Origin of the sequence: Asticcacaulis sp., from assembly GCF_027484505.1 — a bacterium.
Lineage (GTDB): Bacteria > Pseudomonadota > Alphaproteobacteria > Caulobacterales > Caulobacteraceae > Asticcacaulis.
On record NZ_JAIXSV010000316.1, the window covers coordinates 1 to 14,751 of the forward strand.

15 protein-coding genes are annotated in these 14,751 nt (G+C 58.5%); 5 read left to right on the forward strand and 10 right to left on the reverse strand.

Annotated features, from left to right (window positions below; genetic code table 11):
- Window positions 1–65: 65 nt before the first annotated feature.
- The 9 genes from Q0072_RS18620 to hemE form a co-directional block, all read right to left on the reverse strand.
- Window positions 66–860 (reverse strand): ParA family protein, encoded by a 795-nt coding sequence (locus Q0072_RS18620; protein WP_298333070.1) that lies wholly within the window; start codon window positions 858–860, stop codon window positions 66–68.
- A 16-nt stretch (window positions 861–876) separates the two neighbouring features.
- Window positions 877–1,521: a 16S rRNA (guanine(527)-N(7))-methyltransferase RsmG gene (rsmG, locus tag Q0072_RS18625; RefSeq protein WP_298333050.1), complete on the reverse strand. Its 645-nt coding sequence runs from the start codon at window positions 1,519–1,521 to the stop codon at window positions 877–879.
- Window positions 1,522–1,540: 19 nt separating this feature from the next.
- Window positions 1,541–3,403, reverse strand: coding sequence for a tRNA uridine-5-carboxymethylaminomethyl(34) synthesis enzyme MnmG (gene mnmG / locus Q0072_RS18630; RefSeq protein ID WP_298333051.1), 1,863 nt, complete (start codon window positions 3,401–3,403; stop codon window positions 1,541–1,543).
- A 114-nt stretch (window positions 3,404–3,517) separates the two neighbouring features.
- Window positions 3,518–4,849 (reverse strand): tRNA uridine-5-carboxymethylaminomethyl(34) synthesis GTPase MnmE, encoded by a 1,332-nt coding sequence (gene mnmE, locus Q0072_RS18635; protein WP_298333052.1) that lies wholly within the window; start codon window positions 4,847–4,849, stop codon window positions 3,518–3,520.
- Between the two features lie 15 nt (window positions 4,850–4,864).
- Entirely contained in the window at window positions 4,865–5,119 is a 255-nt protein-coding gene (locus Q0072_RS18640) for a DUF6489 family protein (RefSeq protein WP_013477677.1), read from the reverse strand.
- A 112-nt stretch (window positions 5,120–5,231) separates the two neighbouring features.
- A complete protein-coding gene (gene rho / locus Q0072_RS18645) occupies window positions 5,232–6,599 on the reverse strand; it encodes a transcription termination factor Rho (RefSeq protein ID WP_298333053.1) in 1,368 nt (455 codons plus the stop codon).
- 358 nt (window positions 6,600–6,957) lie between these two features.
- Window positions 6,958–7,413, reverse strand: coding sequence for a CopD family protein (locus Q0072_RS18650; RefSeq protein ID WP_272739764.1), 456 nt, complete (start codon window positions 7,411–7,413; stop codon window positions 6,958–6,960).
- A gap of 2 nt (window positions 7,414–7,415) precedes the next feature.
- Window positions 7,416–8,441 (reverse strand): ferrochelatase, encoded by a 1,026-nt coding sequence (gene hemH, locus Q0072_RS18655; protein ID WP_298333054.1) that lies wholly within the window; start codon window positions 8,439–8,441, stop codon window positions 7,416–7,418.
- Window positions 8,441–9,466, reverse strand: a complete 1,026-nt coding sequence (hemE, locus tag Q0072_RS18660; protein ID WP_298333055.1) for a uroporphyrinogen decarboxylase — start codon at window positions 9,464–9,466, stop codon at window positions 8,441–8,443. The genes hemH and hemE overlap by 1 nt, the downstream gene beginning before the upstream one ends.
- 464 nt (window positions 9,467–9,930) lie before the next feature.
- On the opposite strand from hemE, the gene Q0072_RS18665 reads away from it, so the two are divergent.
- From Q0072_RS18665 to dnaQ, 5 genes are all read left to right on the forward strand, one after another.
- Window positions 9,931–10,794 (forward strand): pyruvate, water dikinase regulatory protein, encoded by an 864-nt coding sequence (locus tag Q0072_RS18665; protein WP_298333056.1) that lies wholly within the window; start codon window positions 9,931–9,933, stop codon window positions 10,792–10,794.
- Window positions 10,795–11,318: 524 nt separating this feature from the next.
- Complete coding sequence (locus Q0072_RS18670) at window positions 11,319–11,918, forward strand: Maf family protein (protein WP_298333057.1); 600 nt, start codon at window positions 11,319–11,321, stop codon at window positions 11,916–11,918.
- Window positions 11,915–12,760, forward strand: a complete 846-nt coding sequence (locus tag Q0072_RS18675) for a shikimate dehydrogenase (protein ID WP_298333058.1) — start codon at window positions 11,915–11,917, stop codon at window positions 12,758–12,760. Before Q0072_RS18670 ends, Q0072_RS18675 begins: the two co-directional genes overlap by 4 nt.
- A complete protein-coding gene (coaE, locus tag Q0072_RS18680) occupies window positions 12,757–13,347 on the forward strand; it encodes a dephospho-CoA kinase (RefSeq protein WP_298333059.1) in 591 nt (196 codons plus the stop codon). The genes Q0072_RS18675 and coaE overlap by 4 nt, the downstream gene beginning before the upstream one ends.
- Before the next feature lie 39 nt (window positions 13,348–13,386).
- On the forward strand, window positions 13,387–14,085 hold the full coding sequence (gene dnaQ, locus Q0072_RS18685) for a DNA polymerase III subunit epsilon (RefSeq protein WP_298333060.1): 699 nt from the start codon (window positions 13,387–13,389) through the stop codon (window positions 14,083–14,085).
- A 203-nt stretch (window positions 14,086–14,288) separates the two neighbouring features.
- Here dnaQ and secB read toward each other — a convergent pair whose 3' ends face one another.
- The gene (gene secB, locus Q0072_RS18690) at window positions 14,289–14,717 is read right to left on the reverse strand and encodes a protein-export chaperone SecB (RefSeq protein ID WP_298333071.1); all 429 of its coding nucleotides are present in this window, start codon (window positions 14,715–14,717) and stop codon (window positions 14,289–14,291) included.
- Window positions 14,718–14,751 lie beyond the last annotated feature (34 nt).

Below are 14,751 nucleotides of genomic sequence, written 5' to 3' on the forward strand. Positions count from 1 at the left end.
GCAGCGCCGACAGACCGCGGCCCAGACCTCTTTGTTTCTCAGACATATGTATCCTTCAGTCTTGGTCAGGCAGCCGCGCGGCGCACTTTTTCACGTTGAACGACTTCGCGGGCCAGTTTGAGGTAGGCCTGCGAACCGGTGCATTTCAGATCGTAGATCAGGGCCGGCTTACCGAAGGACGGGGCCTCTGACACCCGCACATTGCGCGGGATGACCGTCTCATAGACCTTCTCGCCAAAGTGCGAACGCACGTCTTTAGCCACATGGCCGGACAGGGCGTTGCGGCGGTCGAACATGGTCAGCACAATCCCCTGAAGCTCCAGTCTGGGGTTGAGCGAGCCCTTGACCAGATCAATGGTCCGCATCAGCTGCGACAGACCTTCCAGCGCAAAGAACTCGCATTGCAAAGGCACCAGCACCGCATCGGCGGCGCTCATAGCGTTGATGGTCAGCAGATTGAGCGACGGCGGGCAGTCGATCAGAACATACGAATAGGCCAACTCACCGACCTGCGCCTGATGCTCCAGCGCGTCGCGCAGACGATAGGAACGGCGGTCAGCCTGACCCAGCTCGATCTCCACACCCGACAGGTCGGGGTCAGACGGGATGATGTAGAGGCCCGGCACTGAGGTCTTGACGGCGCATTCCCCAATGGGTTGCTGATCGACGATCACATCATAGATGGTGGTGGTGCGCGCCGAACGCGGCACGCCCAGACCGGTCGAGGCATTACCCTGCGGGTCCATGTCGATGATCAGCACGGTCTCACCGACGGCGGCCAGAGCGGTGCCGAGATTGATCGCCGTCGTCGTCTTGCCCACCCCACCCTTCTGGTTAGACACCGCCAGAACGCGGGGCATGGGGTGTGGGGGGAAACTATCTGGCACGGCGAACGCTCCGAATATGCAGGACGCGACCACGGGGGTCGCTTAAGGACGTCAACAGTTCTGACTGAAAAGCCCAGTTTTTGTGCGCCTCGGCGATTTCCGCCTCGACGTTTTCGCCTTTCAGCAACCAGCCCTCGGCGCCTTTGCGGAAGAAGCTTTCGGCAAATCCGATCAGCTTCGGCAGAGGGGCCATGGCGCGGGCGGTGACCACATCGACCTTAAGCGAGACATTCTCCGCCCGGTCGTTGATCACCGTCGCCGGCAAGTCCAAGTCTCGCACAACTTCGCCTAAAAAGCGACAGCGCTTGGCCAGAGAGTCGATGAGAAACACCCGCCGGTCTGTGGGTGTTTCGCCTGAATCTGTGGACAGGTGTTTCAGAAGTATGGCCAGTACGACGCCGGGAAAGCCCGCCCCCGCCCCAAGGTCTGCCCAGCTTCGGGCCTCAGGTGCGTGGTTCAATAGCTGTGCGGAATCGAGGACGTGCCGCGACCAGTAATGCGGGATCGTTGCGGGCCCGACAAGGTTCATCACCTCATTGCGCTCGGCCAGCACCTGTCCAAAGCGCGTGAGGTCGTCAATGGCCGCCTGTTTCACGTGAAACACCAGATGCGCCGCCATTTCCTCTGGCGTCATAAACAACTCTGTCATGCGATTAGGCCGCGCCCTTTTTCAGGTTGCGCACATGGAACAACAGGGCCGTCAACGCGCCCGGAGTCATGCCTTCGATGCGTCGCGCCTGACCGAGCGTCAGGGGTCTGACGCGGCTCAGCTTTTCCCTGGCCTCGTTGGACAGGCCACCCACCAACGCATAGTCGAGGTCTTCGGGCAGGGCGAGATTTTCGTCCTTACGGAAGGCGTCGATCTCCGCCGCCTGACGCCCCAGATAGCCCGAATAGAGGGCGTCAATTTCGATCTGCTCAAACACGCTGTCGGACCAGTCTTTAAGCTCTGGCCATACCGTTTCCAGCTTGTCCCGCGAGCAGGTGTCGTAGGACAGGAGTTGCAGCAGGTTGCGTTTTTGCCCGTCGGCATTGACGCGGATGCCCAGAGCATTGGCCTCATTCGGCGTCAGCTTAAGTTCGTCAGCGCGTTGGCGTGCTGCGGCCAGAGCCTGCTTCTTCTCCAGCCAGTGCGCTTTGCGGCGTTCGCCCATCAGGCCGATTTTCAGCGCGATATCCGACAGACGTTGATCGGCATTGTCGGCGCGCAGCTTCAGGCGGAACTCGGCGCGGCTGGTGAACATGCGATAGGGTTCGGTGACGCCCTTGGTCACCAGATCGTCGATCATCACGCCGATATAGGCTTCGTCGCGACCCAGCACCAGCGGGCTCAGACCGCCGGCACGCGCCGCGGCGTTTAGCCCCGCCATCAGGCCCTGCGCCCCGGCCTCTTCGTAACCCGTTGTGCCGTTGATCTGCCCCGCCAGGAACAGGCCCGGCAGGCGCTTCAGCTCAAGCGTCGGATAAAGTTCACGCGGATCGACATAATCATATTCAATGGCATAGGCGTAGCGCTTGATGACCACGTTTTCGAGGCCGCGAATGGTGCGCAAAAAGGCTTCCTGCGTCGCCTCGGAAACGCTGGTCGAGATGCCGTTGGGATAGACGGTGTCGTCGTCATAGCCTTCGGGTTCCAGAAACACCTGATGGCTGTCCTTGTCCGAAAAGCGCACCACCTTGTCTTCGATGGAGGGACAATAGCGCGGTCCGCGTCCGGACAGATGGCCGCCATAGACCGCCGATTCCGTGATTCGCTCCTGAATGATGCGGTGGGTATCGGCATTAGTATAGGTGATGCCGCAGGTGATCTGCGGCCGGTCGATGGAAGCGTTCAGGGTCGAAAACGGCGTCGGGATCGCGTCGCCTTCCTGCTTTTCAAGAACATCCCAGTTGATCGTCTTGCCATCGAGCCGCGCCGGCGTCCCGGTCTTCAAACGGCCCATATCGAGCTTGAGATCGTAGAGACGCTGCCCCAGACCGTTGGCCGGCTCATCGCCAAAGCGTCCCGCGGCCATGCGCTTTTCGCCGATATGGATGATGCCGCGCAAAAAGGTGCCGGTCGTCAACACCACGGCCTTCGAGCGATATTCGACACCCTGCGCATCGACAGCCCCGACGACCGTTTCGCCGTCAAGGATCAGGTCTTCGACCGCAGCGGCGATAATCGTCAGGTTTTTGGTGCTTTGCAGCTCGGCCTGCATGGCCTCACGATAGAGCTTGCGGTCAATCTGGGCGCGCGGGCCACGCACGGCAGGGCCTTTGGAACGATTGAGCATCTTGAACTGGATGCCGCCAATATCAGCCATGCGCCCCATGACGCCATCCAAAGCGTCGATTTCGCGCACCAGATGGCCCTTGCCCAGACCCCCAATGGCTGGGTTACACGACATCTCACCCAGGGTTTCGATCTTGTGCGTCAGCAGCAGGGTCTTGGCACCCATGCGCGCCGCAGCCGTCGCGGCTTCGGCGCCCGCATGACCTCCACCGACGACAATGACATCCCAAAACTGGGTCATAGAGCTTCAACCTGTCAGGAAAACGAATGAGGGCTGGCTATAGCAGATCAGGCCGGACGGGTCGAATCGAGAAGTGTTAATTTTGGTGTTATCCGTGTTTCACGTGAAACACTCTTATTTCCCAATGCAGAAGCTGGAGAAGATATGATCCAAGACCTGCTCCACATCCGTGCGGCCAAACAGAGCATCAAAGGCAGATAGCGCTTGACGAATGTCTTCGGCCATAAGTTCGGGTGTAGCGAAACCAATCCCCAGGGACCGATCCAGCGCCACATCCACCTCTCGCAGACGTTCGCTGTGACGTTCGCGCGTCGCCGCCGGGAAGGTGCTGAGAGACAGGGCCGCTTCGAGATCAGCTTCGAGCGCGCGCTGAACGGCCTCAATGCCCTCCCCTTTGGTCAGGCTGGTTTCCAGAAGACGGACCTTTTTGTCTTCATACTGGGATCGAAGCGCTGCAAGGGAGTCCGCTAAGATTTGATCTGTCTTATTGAGGATCAGATAGTCCCCCGGCTGTATAGCCGACAGGTCTTCCGGAGCCTCCGACACATCCACGACCCATAACCGCAAATCCGCCGATTGACCCCTGACCTTCGCGCGACGGATACCTTCGGATTCCACCACATCTTCGGTTTCGCGCAGACCCGCCGTGTCGTAGATCAAGGCTGCATAGGGCCCGACGCGAATAGGTGACTCGATGACATCGCGTGTCGTTCCCGCAATCGGTGTGACTATGGCGGCATCGGTTTGCAGTAAGGCATTAAACAGGCTCGACTTACCCGCATTGGGTTTTCCCATGATGGCAATGCGATAACCCTCGCGGATTTGCTGGCCGCGCCGCGCATCAGAAATCGCCGCGCCGACATCTGTTTTCAGCGTGATAATATCAGCAATGATGCGCTCGCTGAGGTGCTCCGGAATATCCTCGTCAGGGAAATCGACGATGGCTTCGATGTGCGCCAGAATACGGATCAGCGCATCGCGCCATTGGGCATAGCGATCACGGAACCCGCCTTCGAGTTGCATCAGGGCCTGACGTCGCTGCGCCTCAGACTCAGCCTCAACCAGATCGGAAATGGCTTCGGCCTGAGTCAGGTCAAGCTTGCCATTTTCAAAGGCCCGGCGCGAAAACTCACCCGGTTCGGCGTGACGCAATCCCTCAGCACGAAACACCGCATAGAGGCGTTCCAGCACCGCGCGCGATCCGTGAATGTGAAACTCAGCGCAATCTTCGCCGGTAAAGCTGTTGGGGCCTTTGAACCACAGGACCAGCGCCTGATCTATCAGCTCGCCGTCATAGCGCAGATGTCCGAGCGTCGCGTAGCGCGGACGCGGCAGACGCCCCAGCAAAGCCTCAACGACCTGTGCGGCCTGTGGCCCGGAGACCCGGATAACCGACACCCCGGCCCGGCCTTGCGCCGAGGCCAAGGCAAAAATCGTCTGTTTCACGTGAAACACGAGAGCCTACTTACCGCCCTTGAAGCCGCCCATGCTGGCGGTGGCGGCCGATTGCATCATCTTGAGGAAATGATCCTGCGCCTGCACGCCGAAGCTCGACCAGGTTTTGATGATCTCTTCGGGCTGCATCGACTGGATATTTTGTTCGACGCGGGCCTTCATCTGCTCAACCATATAGTCGTTCAGCGTCTCGACATTGGGCAGGCCCAAAAACGCGCGGGCTTCCTGCGGCGTGCATTCGATATCGAAGGTGACTTTCATAGCGGGTCTCCGCAAGGCTCGCATCGACAAATGAGAGCGGATAAAGAAAGGGCCGGATTGCTCCGGCCCGGATAGACTGACAATGATCCTGTATCACCTGATTTGGCAAGGATCAGGTGTTCATGCTCTGGAAGAATTCGCCATTGTTCTTGGTCTGACGCAGCTTGTCGATCAGGAACTCGATCGCGTCCTGCGCGCCCATCGGGTTGAGGATACGACGCAGCACATAGGTCTTTTGCAGGTCGGACTTATCGACCAGCAGGTCTTCCTTACGCGTGCCCGACTTGAGGATGTCCATGGCCGGGAAGACGCGCTTATCGGCGACCTTACGGTCCAGCACGATTTCCGAGTTACCCGTGCCCTTGAACTCTTCAAAGATCACTTCGTCCATGCGCGAACCGGTGTCGATCAGCGCCGTGGCGATGATGGTCAGCGAGCCGCCCTCTTCGATATTACGCGCCGCACCGAAGAAACGCTTGGGGCGTTGCAGAGCGTTGGCATCCACACCACCGGTCAGCACCTTTCCCGACGACGGCACAACCGTGTTGTAGGCGCGGCCGAGGCGGGTGATCGAGTCGAGCAGGATAACGACATCGCGCTTATGTTCGACCAGGCGCTTGGCCTTTTCGATGACCATTTCGGCCACCTGAACGTGGCGCGTTGCCGGCTCATCAAAGGTCGAAGAGATGACTTCGCCGCGCACGGTGCGCTGCATGTCCGTCACTTCTTCCGGGCGTTCGTCGATCAGCAGCACCATTAGGTAACATTCCGGGTGGTTGGCGGCGATCGACTTGGCGATATTTTGCAGCATCACCGTCTTACCGACGCGCGGCGGCGCGACGATCAGGCAACGCTGACCCTTACCCAGCGGCGCGACGATGTCGATGATGCGGCCCGAACGGTCCTTGATCGTCGGGTCTTCGATTTCCATTTTCAGGCGCTCTTCGGGATAGAGCGGCGTCAGGTTATCGAAATGCACCTTGTGACGGATGGCTTCGGGGTCTTCGAAATTGATCGTCTTGATCTTGGACAGGGCAAAGTACCGCTCGCCTTCGCGCGGGCTGCGGATCGGGCCTTCGACCGTGTCGCCGGTACGCAGGGCGTGGCGGCGGATCTGCTGCGGCGACACGTAAATATCATCGGGACCGGGCAGATAGTTGGCCTCGGGCGAACGCAGGAAGCCGAACCCGTCCTGAAGCACTTCGATGACACCGGAGCCGGTGATTTCAACGCCTTCTTCGGCCAGCGTTTTCAGAACCGCAAACATCAGGTCCTGCATCCGCATAGAGGCGGCGTTTTCAACACCGATCTGTTCAGCAAAGGCCAGCAGGTCGGCCGGCGACTTGTCCTTCAACTCCTGAAGCGACAGTTTTTCCTGATTGGGGTTTTCCGACTCGTCATCGCCGTCTTCGCTACCGTTTTCATCCTCGGCGGCGTTTTCCAGCGTGGTGTCGTATTCGATTTCGTTGTCTTCGGACATGGGAGGGGTCTCTGATACGGCACGCTATCGCGCTGACTTTATAAACAAAGTCAATACCTTAGGCTGTGCCTGTCTGATAAGCCAGCGCGTGAACGCTGTATGGAAACTGGGGAAGGCCTTGAAACCACGAGAACCGTGGGGCCATGAGATGCGCGACTTAGAGCGCAATCCGATAAAGTGGACACCACTTTTCGGAAAAATTGCGCGACCAAGCAAAAACTTAGAGCCTTTCGGCGGCTCAATTGAGCCGACGAACGCTCTAACCCGTTCGGCGCGCGCATAGGTTTTGAGCAATACACCCAAACGCCGAAAGGTCAAGGGATAAGGCCCTCCCCGGCAATCGGGAGACAGGCTTACATCAGATCGTAAACATCTCGGTGGTCACGGCAATGACCATGACAATGGCAATCACGGCCGGGATCTCATTGGCAATACGCCAGAACTTTTCCGAACCAATGTCTTCACCACGCTGGAGCTTTTTGAACCGTACCGCTAGGAAATGGTGATAACCCGTGATCAGCACAATGCCGATCATCTTCACCACAAACCACGGCTCGTAAAAAAACTTCCAGCCAAAGCGGTCATGCACATTGCTGTAGATCAGCCCCGCTCCGAACAGCCAGGCCGCAATCATGGCCGGGTTCATGATAAAGCGCAGCAGACGGCGCTCCATACCACTCAGGACCTCGACGACCTGCGGCTTGTCGCGATTGGCGATGTGGTTGATGAACAGGCGCGGCAGATAGAGCAGCCCAGCCATCCACGCAATAACGGCCAGTATGTGCAAACCACGCAGCAGGTCGTAATGGTTCATGCTCAAAAGCCCTTTCGTTTTGGGCATTGCCCGTGGCAGGCCTCACAGGCGTAGTCGGCCATGATGGTGGCCTCTGACCCGATGGCCCGCAGCACCTCGTCGCCCAGCGCCCGGATAAACAGCGGCTCGATACCGACCACCGGCACACGGACATAGTCCTTTGCCCCATGCTCATCGGCCAGATGTTTATACTCCATATCGAGTTCGACAAGCGTTTCGATATGTTCAGAGACAAAGGCCACCGGCACAACCACGGGCGATTTGCCGCTTTTGACCGTGTCGATAATCGTCTCGTCGGTCGAGGGCCCGATCCATTTCAGCGGCCCGACCCGGCTTTGATAGCAGACGACGTGGTCTATCTGCATCCCTACCTGTTCCATGATGGCCGCGACGCTGGCCTCGACCTGCGCCTGATAGGGGTCACCTTTTTTGATGATCTTTTCCGGCAGGCCGTGCGCCGAAAACAGCAGACGATAGTCTTTGAGGTTGCTCAAGCCGGACAGCTTTTCGCGGATCAGATCGGCATAGGCTTTGGCAAAGGCTGGATTTTGCGGATAGCAGCAGAGGTACTTGACCGGAGCTGCGCCCTTATAAGCCTTTTTGAAGGTCACAAACGACGACAGGGTGGTGGTGGTCGAAAACTGCGGATAGAGCGGCAAGGCCACCACCTGATCCGGTTGCCACGCCTCAACGGCCTTCACCGTGTCTTCGATAAACGGGTGCCAGTAGCGCATCCCGATAAAGATCCTGAATTCCAGATCCTTGACGGTTTTCGACAGATGGCTGCTCAGGGCGTCGGCCTGCGCCTCGGTTTCCTTCACAATGGGCGACCCGCCCCCCATCAGGCGGTAATTGGCCTGAGCCGAGGTTTCGCGGCGTGACGAAATCAGCCGCGCCACCATCTGCCGCAACGGCGACGGCAGGCCGATAATGTATTTGTCGCTGAACAGGTTGTAGAGAAACGGTTTGACATCGGTCTGGGTCAGGGGCCCACCGAGATTGAACAGAACAACAGCGACTTTTTTCATCAGCTTCTTATGAGATGCAGGGTGCGCTCGACATGAGCGATCGGGGTATCGGGGAAGATGCCATGCCCGAGATTAAAAATATACGGCCCCTGCCCCCAGGCGGATTTCATTTTCAGCACCATATCGTCCAGCGCGGCGCCGCCGGAACGCAGAACCACCGGATCGAGCGCCCCCTGTATCGGTAATTTTTTCTGGATCGCCTGCCCCAGTGTCAGCGGTGTCGCCGTCCCCAGCGCCATGCCCTGCACCTCAACCTGTCCGGCATAGTCAAGACAGCGCGCCTCGGCCCCTCGTGGAAAGCCGATGATCGGCAGGGTCACACCCAGTTCGCGCACACGCCGCACCAATCTTTGATGCGGTTCGATCACCAGTTGATCAAACAAAGGATCGGGGAAGCCTTCGGCCCAGCTTTCGAAGATTTTGAGGACCTGCGCGCCGCAATCCGCCTGCATCTTCAGATACTGTGCCGAGGCCTCAATGACCACCGCCATCACCTGCGTCACAAGTTGCGGCTGCTCATAGACGAAGGCGCGGATCAGTGAGCGGTCGTGGGCTTTTCGCCCATTGAGCATATAGGTCATCACCGTCCAGGGCCCGCCGCAGAAACCCAGAAGCGTCACCTCTTTGGGCAGTTCCGAACGCAGGATTTTCAGAGTCTCACCGACGGCCTTCAAGGCTTCCCCTGCCGAGCCAGCCCGATCAGCCATCTGCGCCACAGAGGGTAAGTCGCCAAGAACGGGCCCCTCACCCGCTTCAAAGCGCACGTCCTGACCCAGTGCCATAGGGATGACCAGAATATCGGAAAACAGGATGGCCCCATCCATGCCGTAGCGCCGCACCGGTTGCAGAGTCGCTTCGGCAGCTTTTTCGGGATTGAGACAAAAGCTCAGAAAATCCGGTGTCGTCGCCCGAAGCTCACGGTACTCCGGCAGGTGACGGCCGGCCTGACGCATGAACCAGACGGGCGGGGTTTTCAGCGTCTGTCCCTGAAGGACCGAGACTATGGATGGCGTGTGCGAGGTCATGAGTCAATCCATAGGCTTAGGACGGCATTCCCTCAATCCCTCTAAAAGGTTTTTAGAAAGATAGAAGGGGTAGTTAGGCCGTGGATGCTGCGCAAAAACGTCGCATCGGGGGAAAATGGAGGCCGTTTTCCCGGCCTTTGCACAGAGCGGCGTTAATGAATTTTTAATCTTTCACAGCCTGTGGGAATCCGGGATAATTAACCAAATCCTAACACTGATTAAGAAAATCCTAACGGCTGGGTGTGGCGACCATACACGGTTAATTTTTTGTTAAGATTTACACACAAAGGCGTCACAAAAGAGTCACCGATGCCCGCAATTGGGGAAAACCGGTGACCGAATCCGCCCGGTTTTTCACCTTTTCCCCGGCCTGGCGGCTTGGCACAGCGAAGGCTAAGGTTTATCCCGGTAGAGACGCAAAACATCCCCCGTTTTTCCCCAGAAAGCGTGCACAGATAAATTTCATGACCACATCCGGCGCGAAAATCGGTATCCATTTTCACGTTCATCTGGTGTCCGACTCCACCGGTGAAACCCTCAATGCTCTGGCCAAGGCGGCCGCGGCGCGCTTCGAAGGCATCTTCCCCATCGAACACATCTATGTGCTGATCCGTTCGGACAAGCAGATGGACCGCGCCCTGACCGAGATCGAGTCCTATCCGGGGATTGTTCTGCACACTCTGGTCGATGCCGAACTGCGGCAAAAGCTCGAAACCTTTTGCCGTGAACGCGACATCCCCACTATCGGTGTCCTCGATTCGGTGGTTCTGGCCTATTCGCGCTATCTGGGGGCCGCGGAGTTTTCCAAGCGCTCCGGCGCGCAGCACAATCTCGACAGTGATTATTTCGACCGCATCGAAGCGCTCAACTACGCCATTGCCCACGATGACGGCGCTTTGGCCGACAAGCTGCGTCAGGCAGAAATCATCCTGATCGGCGTGTCGCGCACCTCAAAGACGCCCACCTGCATCTATCTGGCCCACCGCGGATATAAGGCCGCCAATATCCCCCTCGTTCCCGGTCGTGACTTGCCGCCGGAACTGGACGAACTAAGCGAGCCGCTAATCGTCGGCCTGATCGCCTCACCCGATCGCCTGATCCAGATCCGCAAGGCCCGCGTTCTGGCCTATACCACCGCCGGCGATGAACGCCCTACCGCCTATACCGACGCCGAAGCCGTGCGTGAGGAGATCATCGCTGCCCGCCGTCTGTTTGAACGCAAGGGCTGGCCCGTGATCGACGTCACCCGCCGTTCGGTCGAAGAAACCTCAGCCTCGATCATCAGCCTGCTCAATGAAAAGCGCACCGGGCGTCTGGGCGGGATTTAAGGGTTAGGACGCAGGGGTCACGGACCCCTGCACCCCTGAAAATATCTCCTCCCTATGCCGTAGGCATGGGGAGGTGGATCGGCGCTAAAGGCGACGAGACGGAGGGGGCGGCGCAGCCAAGGGATTTAAACTCACAGAATTCAAGGAAGAATTTTGAGAATTTTCCCGTAACCCACAATCTTATGTCCTTCTTGGATAAGCCACGCCCGACCGGGATAAAGCTCAGGCAATAGTCTCGGCCAAGGTAAAAATATAATCTCAGTTTCAGTAGACTGTCCCAAAGGTAAGCTCGTCTCAGGATTGAGGCTTATAATACCTGTAGCCATCTCTTGATGCGTTTCATCCGGCCAGAAATTATGTAGGGGTCTGTAACTACTACCACTCGGAACTGGATTTAAGCGGCCTCCCTCAGACGTAGGGATAAGGTGGATTTCAGCCCAAACCGTGACGTCCTTTGGTTCCATCGATAATCCTCCCTAAAGGCTGGACTTGACATTAATGGGTCAAAAGCAAAAGAAAAGCACATGACAACCCCTCCCCTGATCCTCGCCTCCGGCTCCAAGATTCGCGCCACCCTGCTCACCAATTGTGGCCTGAGTTTCACCAAAATTCCGGCCGATATCGACGAAGACGTCATCAAGGACGACTGCCTGTTTCGCGGCTTTACGCCCAAGGCCGTCGCCCTGAAACTGGCGCAGGAAAAAGCGCTGCACGTGTCGCGCGCGCAGGCCGGTCTGGTCATCGGGGCAGACTCGGTGCTGCAACTCGACAAAGACCTGATTTCCAAGCAGAAAACATTGGCCGACGCAGCGGATTTGCTGCGTCGCTTTTCGGGCAAGACCCACTACCTGCACTCCGCCGTCGCGGTGGCGCAAAATGGTCATCTACTGTGGTCGCACGCCGATACGGCCGACCTGACCGTGCGACGTCTCAGCGAGGATTTCATCGCCCACTATATAGACACCGCAGGCGAAGAAATCCTGTCCAGCGTCGGCTGCTACATGCTCGAAGCGCATGGCGTCCATCTGTTCGACTCGATCAAGGGCGACTATTTCACCGTTCTGGGCCTGCCCTTGTTGCCCCTGCTGGCGCAACTCAGACATTATGAGATCATACCGGCATGAAACACCTCCCCACAGGCGCGGCCATGGTCGCCGGCGTTGTCGGTCAGCCCATCCGCCAATCCCTTTCCCCTTTCCTGCACACGGCGTGGCTGAGGCATATGGGCCTCAACGGCGTCTATGCGCCCTTTGCGCCCGCCGATGATCACGCATTTGAGCGTCTGGTCCTGTCGTGCCGCACCAATGGCATTAAAGGGCTCAACATCACCGCCCCGTTCAAGGAACTGGCGCTGAAGCTGGCCGACACTTCGACCGATCTGGCGCGTCGCTGCGGCTCGGCCAATCTGCTGACCTTTGACGAAGACGGCAGTGTGCACGCCGATTCCACCGACGGCCACGGGCTTATTCAGGCCTTTCATCTTCAGGCGCGTGAGTGCGATCTGACCGCCGGTGCGGTGACGCTTCTGGGCGCCGGCGGGGCGTCGCGTGCCGTGGTGGCCGCCTTGCTCGATAAGGGCTGCCGCGATGTGCGTATCGTCAACCGCACGGTGGCCCGCGCCGAAGAGATCGTCTTTGCCTTCAAAGAGGGCGTCAGTGCCTATGCGCTCAGCGACATCGACCGCGCCTTTGCGGGATCGGTGGCTGTGATCAATGCGGCGTCGGGCGGACCCCTGCCCCTGTTCGACGCGCTCGACCCGTCGGCAACCGCTATGGACATGACCTATCGGCCCTTGAAAACCAACTGGTTGCAGGCGGCCGAGGCGCGTGGCCTCACGACGGTCGATGGCCTGATGATGCTAATTGAACAGGCGCGCCCGTCGTTTGCCGCCTTCTATGGTCAGGCCCCGGATGCGGATTTCGATGTGCGCGGTCTGGCGCTGGAATTTCTGGGTGAGACGAAGTGATCCGTCTGGGTCTCACCGGCTCCATCGGCATGGGCAAATCGACCATAGCCCGCATGTTTGCCGACGAAGGCGTACCCGTCTGGGATGCCGATGAGACCGTGCACCGGCTTTACGCCACCTCTGAACCGCTGAAAGCGGCGCTGGTCGAAGCCTTTGATGACGTGTTAACAGAGGGCGCGGTCGATCGCGCCAAGCTGTCGCTTGTTCTCAAAAAAACACCGGAGGCTTTTGCGCGCCTCAATGCCCTGGTGCATCCGGCGACGGTGGCGGATCGTGAGGCCTTTCTGGCGCATCACGCCGCCGCAGGCACGCCCCTCACCCTGTGCGATATTCCGCTTTTGTTTGAAACCGGTGCGGAAACAAGCTTTGACAAGGTGGTCGTGGTATCCGCCCCGCCGGAGGTTCAGGCCGCCCGCGTGCTGGCCCGTCCCGGCATGACGGCGGAAAAGTTTGCAGACATATTGGCGCGTCAGATGCCCGACGCCGAAAAGCGCCACCGCGCGGATTTCATCATCGACACCTCGCAAACTCTGGAGGCCAATCGTCAACAGGTGAGTGAGATTATCCGCGCCCTGCGCGCCGCCTGACTCTGGACAAGACGGGCAAACGCGAGTCAAATCAGGTTCATGCGTCAAATCGTCCTCGATACCGAAACCACCGGCATTGACCCCAAAAAAGGCCACCGCCTGATCGAAGTCGGCTGCATTGAAATCGACGACCTGCTGCCGACGGGCAAGACCTTCCACCACTATTTCAACCCCGAACGGTTGATCGAGCCGGACGCCATTCGTGTCCACGGCATCACCGATGAAATGGTGGCCGACAAGCCGAAATTTGCGGATCTGGCTCAGGCCTTTATCGACTTTGTTGGTGACGCGCCGATCATCGCGCACAATGCCTCGTTTGACCGTGGCTTTATCAATATGGAGCTGGAGCGGCTGGGTCTGGTGCCCACCGATCCGGACCGCTGGATCGATACGCTGGAGCTGGCGCGCTATAAATTTCCGGGCATGGCCAATTCGCTCGATGCCCTGTGTAAGCGCTATAACATCTCGCTGGCCGAACGCGACAAGCACGGGGCTCTGCTCGATGCGCGTCTGCTGGCCAGCGTCTATCTGGAGTTGTCGGGTGGCAAGGAACGCGGCCTTGATCTCAAGATGCACGGCATGGTGTCTGAGGACGGCACGGAAATCCGCGTGATGAACCATGGTCAGCGTCCCCGCCCCCTGCCCTCGCACATCCATGCGGAAGAAGCCGACGCGCATAAGGCCTTCTGCCTCAAATATCTCAAAGACCAGAATATGTGGGGCTATACGGCCTCATAGAATTTAGCCACGAACCACACGAAAAGCACGAACGTCGAGCGCTTTTAACACATGTGCCCGAAGGGCTTTTACTGTCTTGCGGCAAATGCGGATTTTGGGCGCTTCGCGCTATATATCCGCCCAATGAAGTTCGTGCTTTTCGTGGCAAATAAAAAGACCCGCAGCCACAGACTGCGGGTCTTTTTATTAATATGCTTTGCTTTTTACGCTTGACCAGCGGTTTCGCCGATCTGACCCTTTTGCTGCATATAGAGCGCCGCAAAGTCGATGGGCTCGACGAAGAAGGGCGGGAAGAAGCCGCCGTCCGAGGTCGCATCGGCGATGATGCGGCGGGCGAACGGGAAGAGGTAGCGCGGGCATTCGACCAGCAGGGTCGGCTCAACGGCCGCTTGCGGCACGTTAGCCAACTGGAACAGACCACCATAGACCAGTTCGATAGCGAACATCGGACCTTCGGGGTTCGACGCCTTGACCGACAGTTTCAGATCGACTTCGAACAGGCCATCCGGACGGCCCTTGGCGTTCATTTCTACGCCCATGTCGATTTCCGGACGCTGATCCATGCGCAGCGAATTGGGCGCGCGCGGGTTTTCAAACGAGAAGTCGCGGATGAACTGGGCCAGAACCTGCATATTGGCAGGCAGCGGGCCGCCCTGAGCCTCGGTG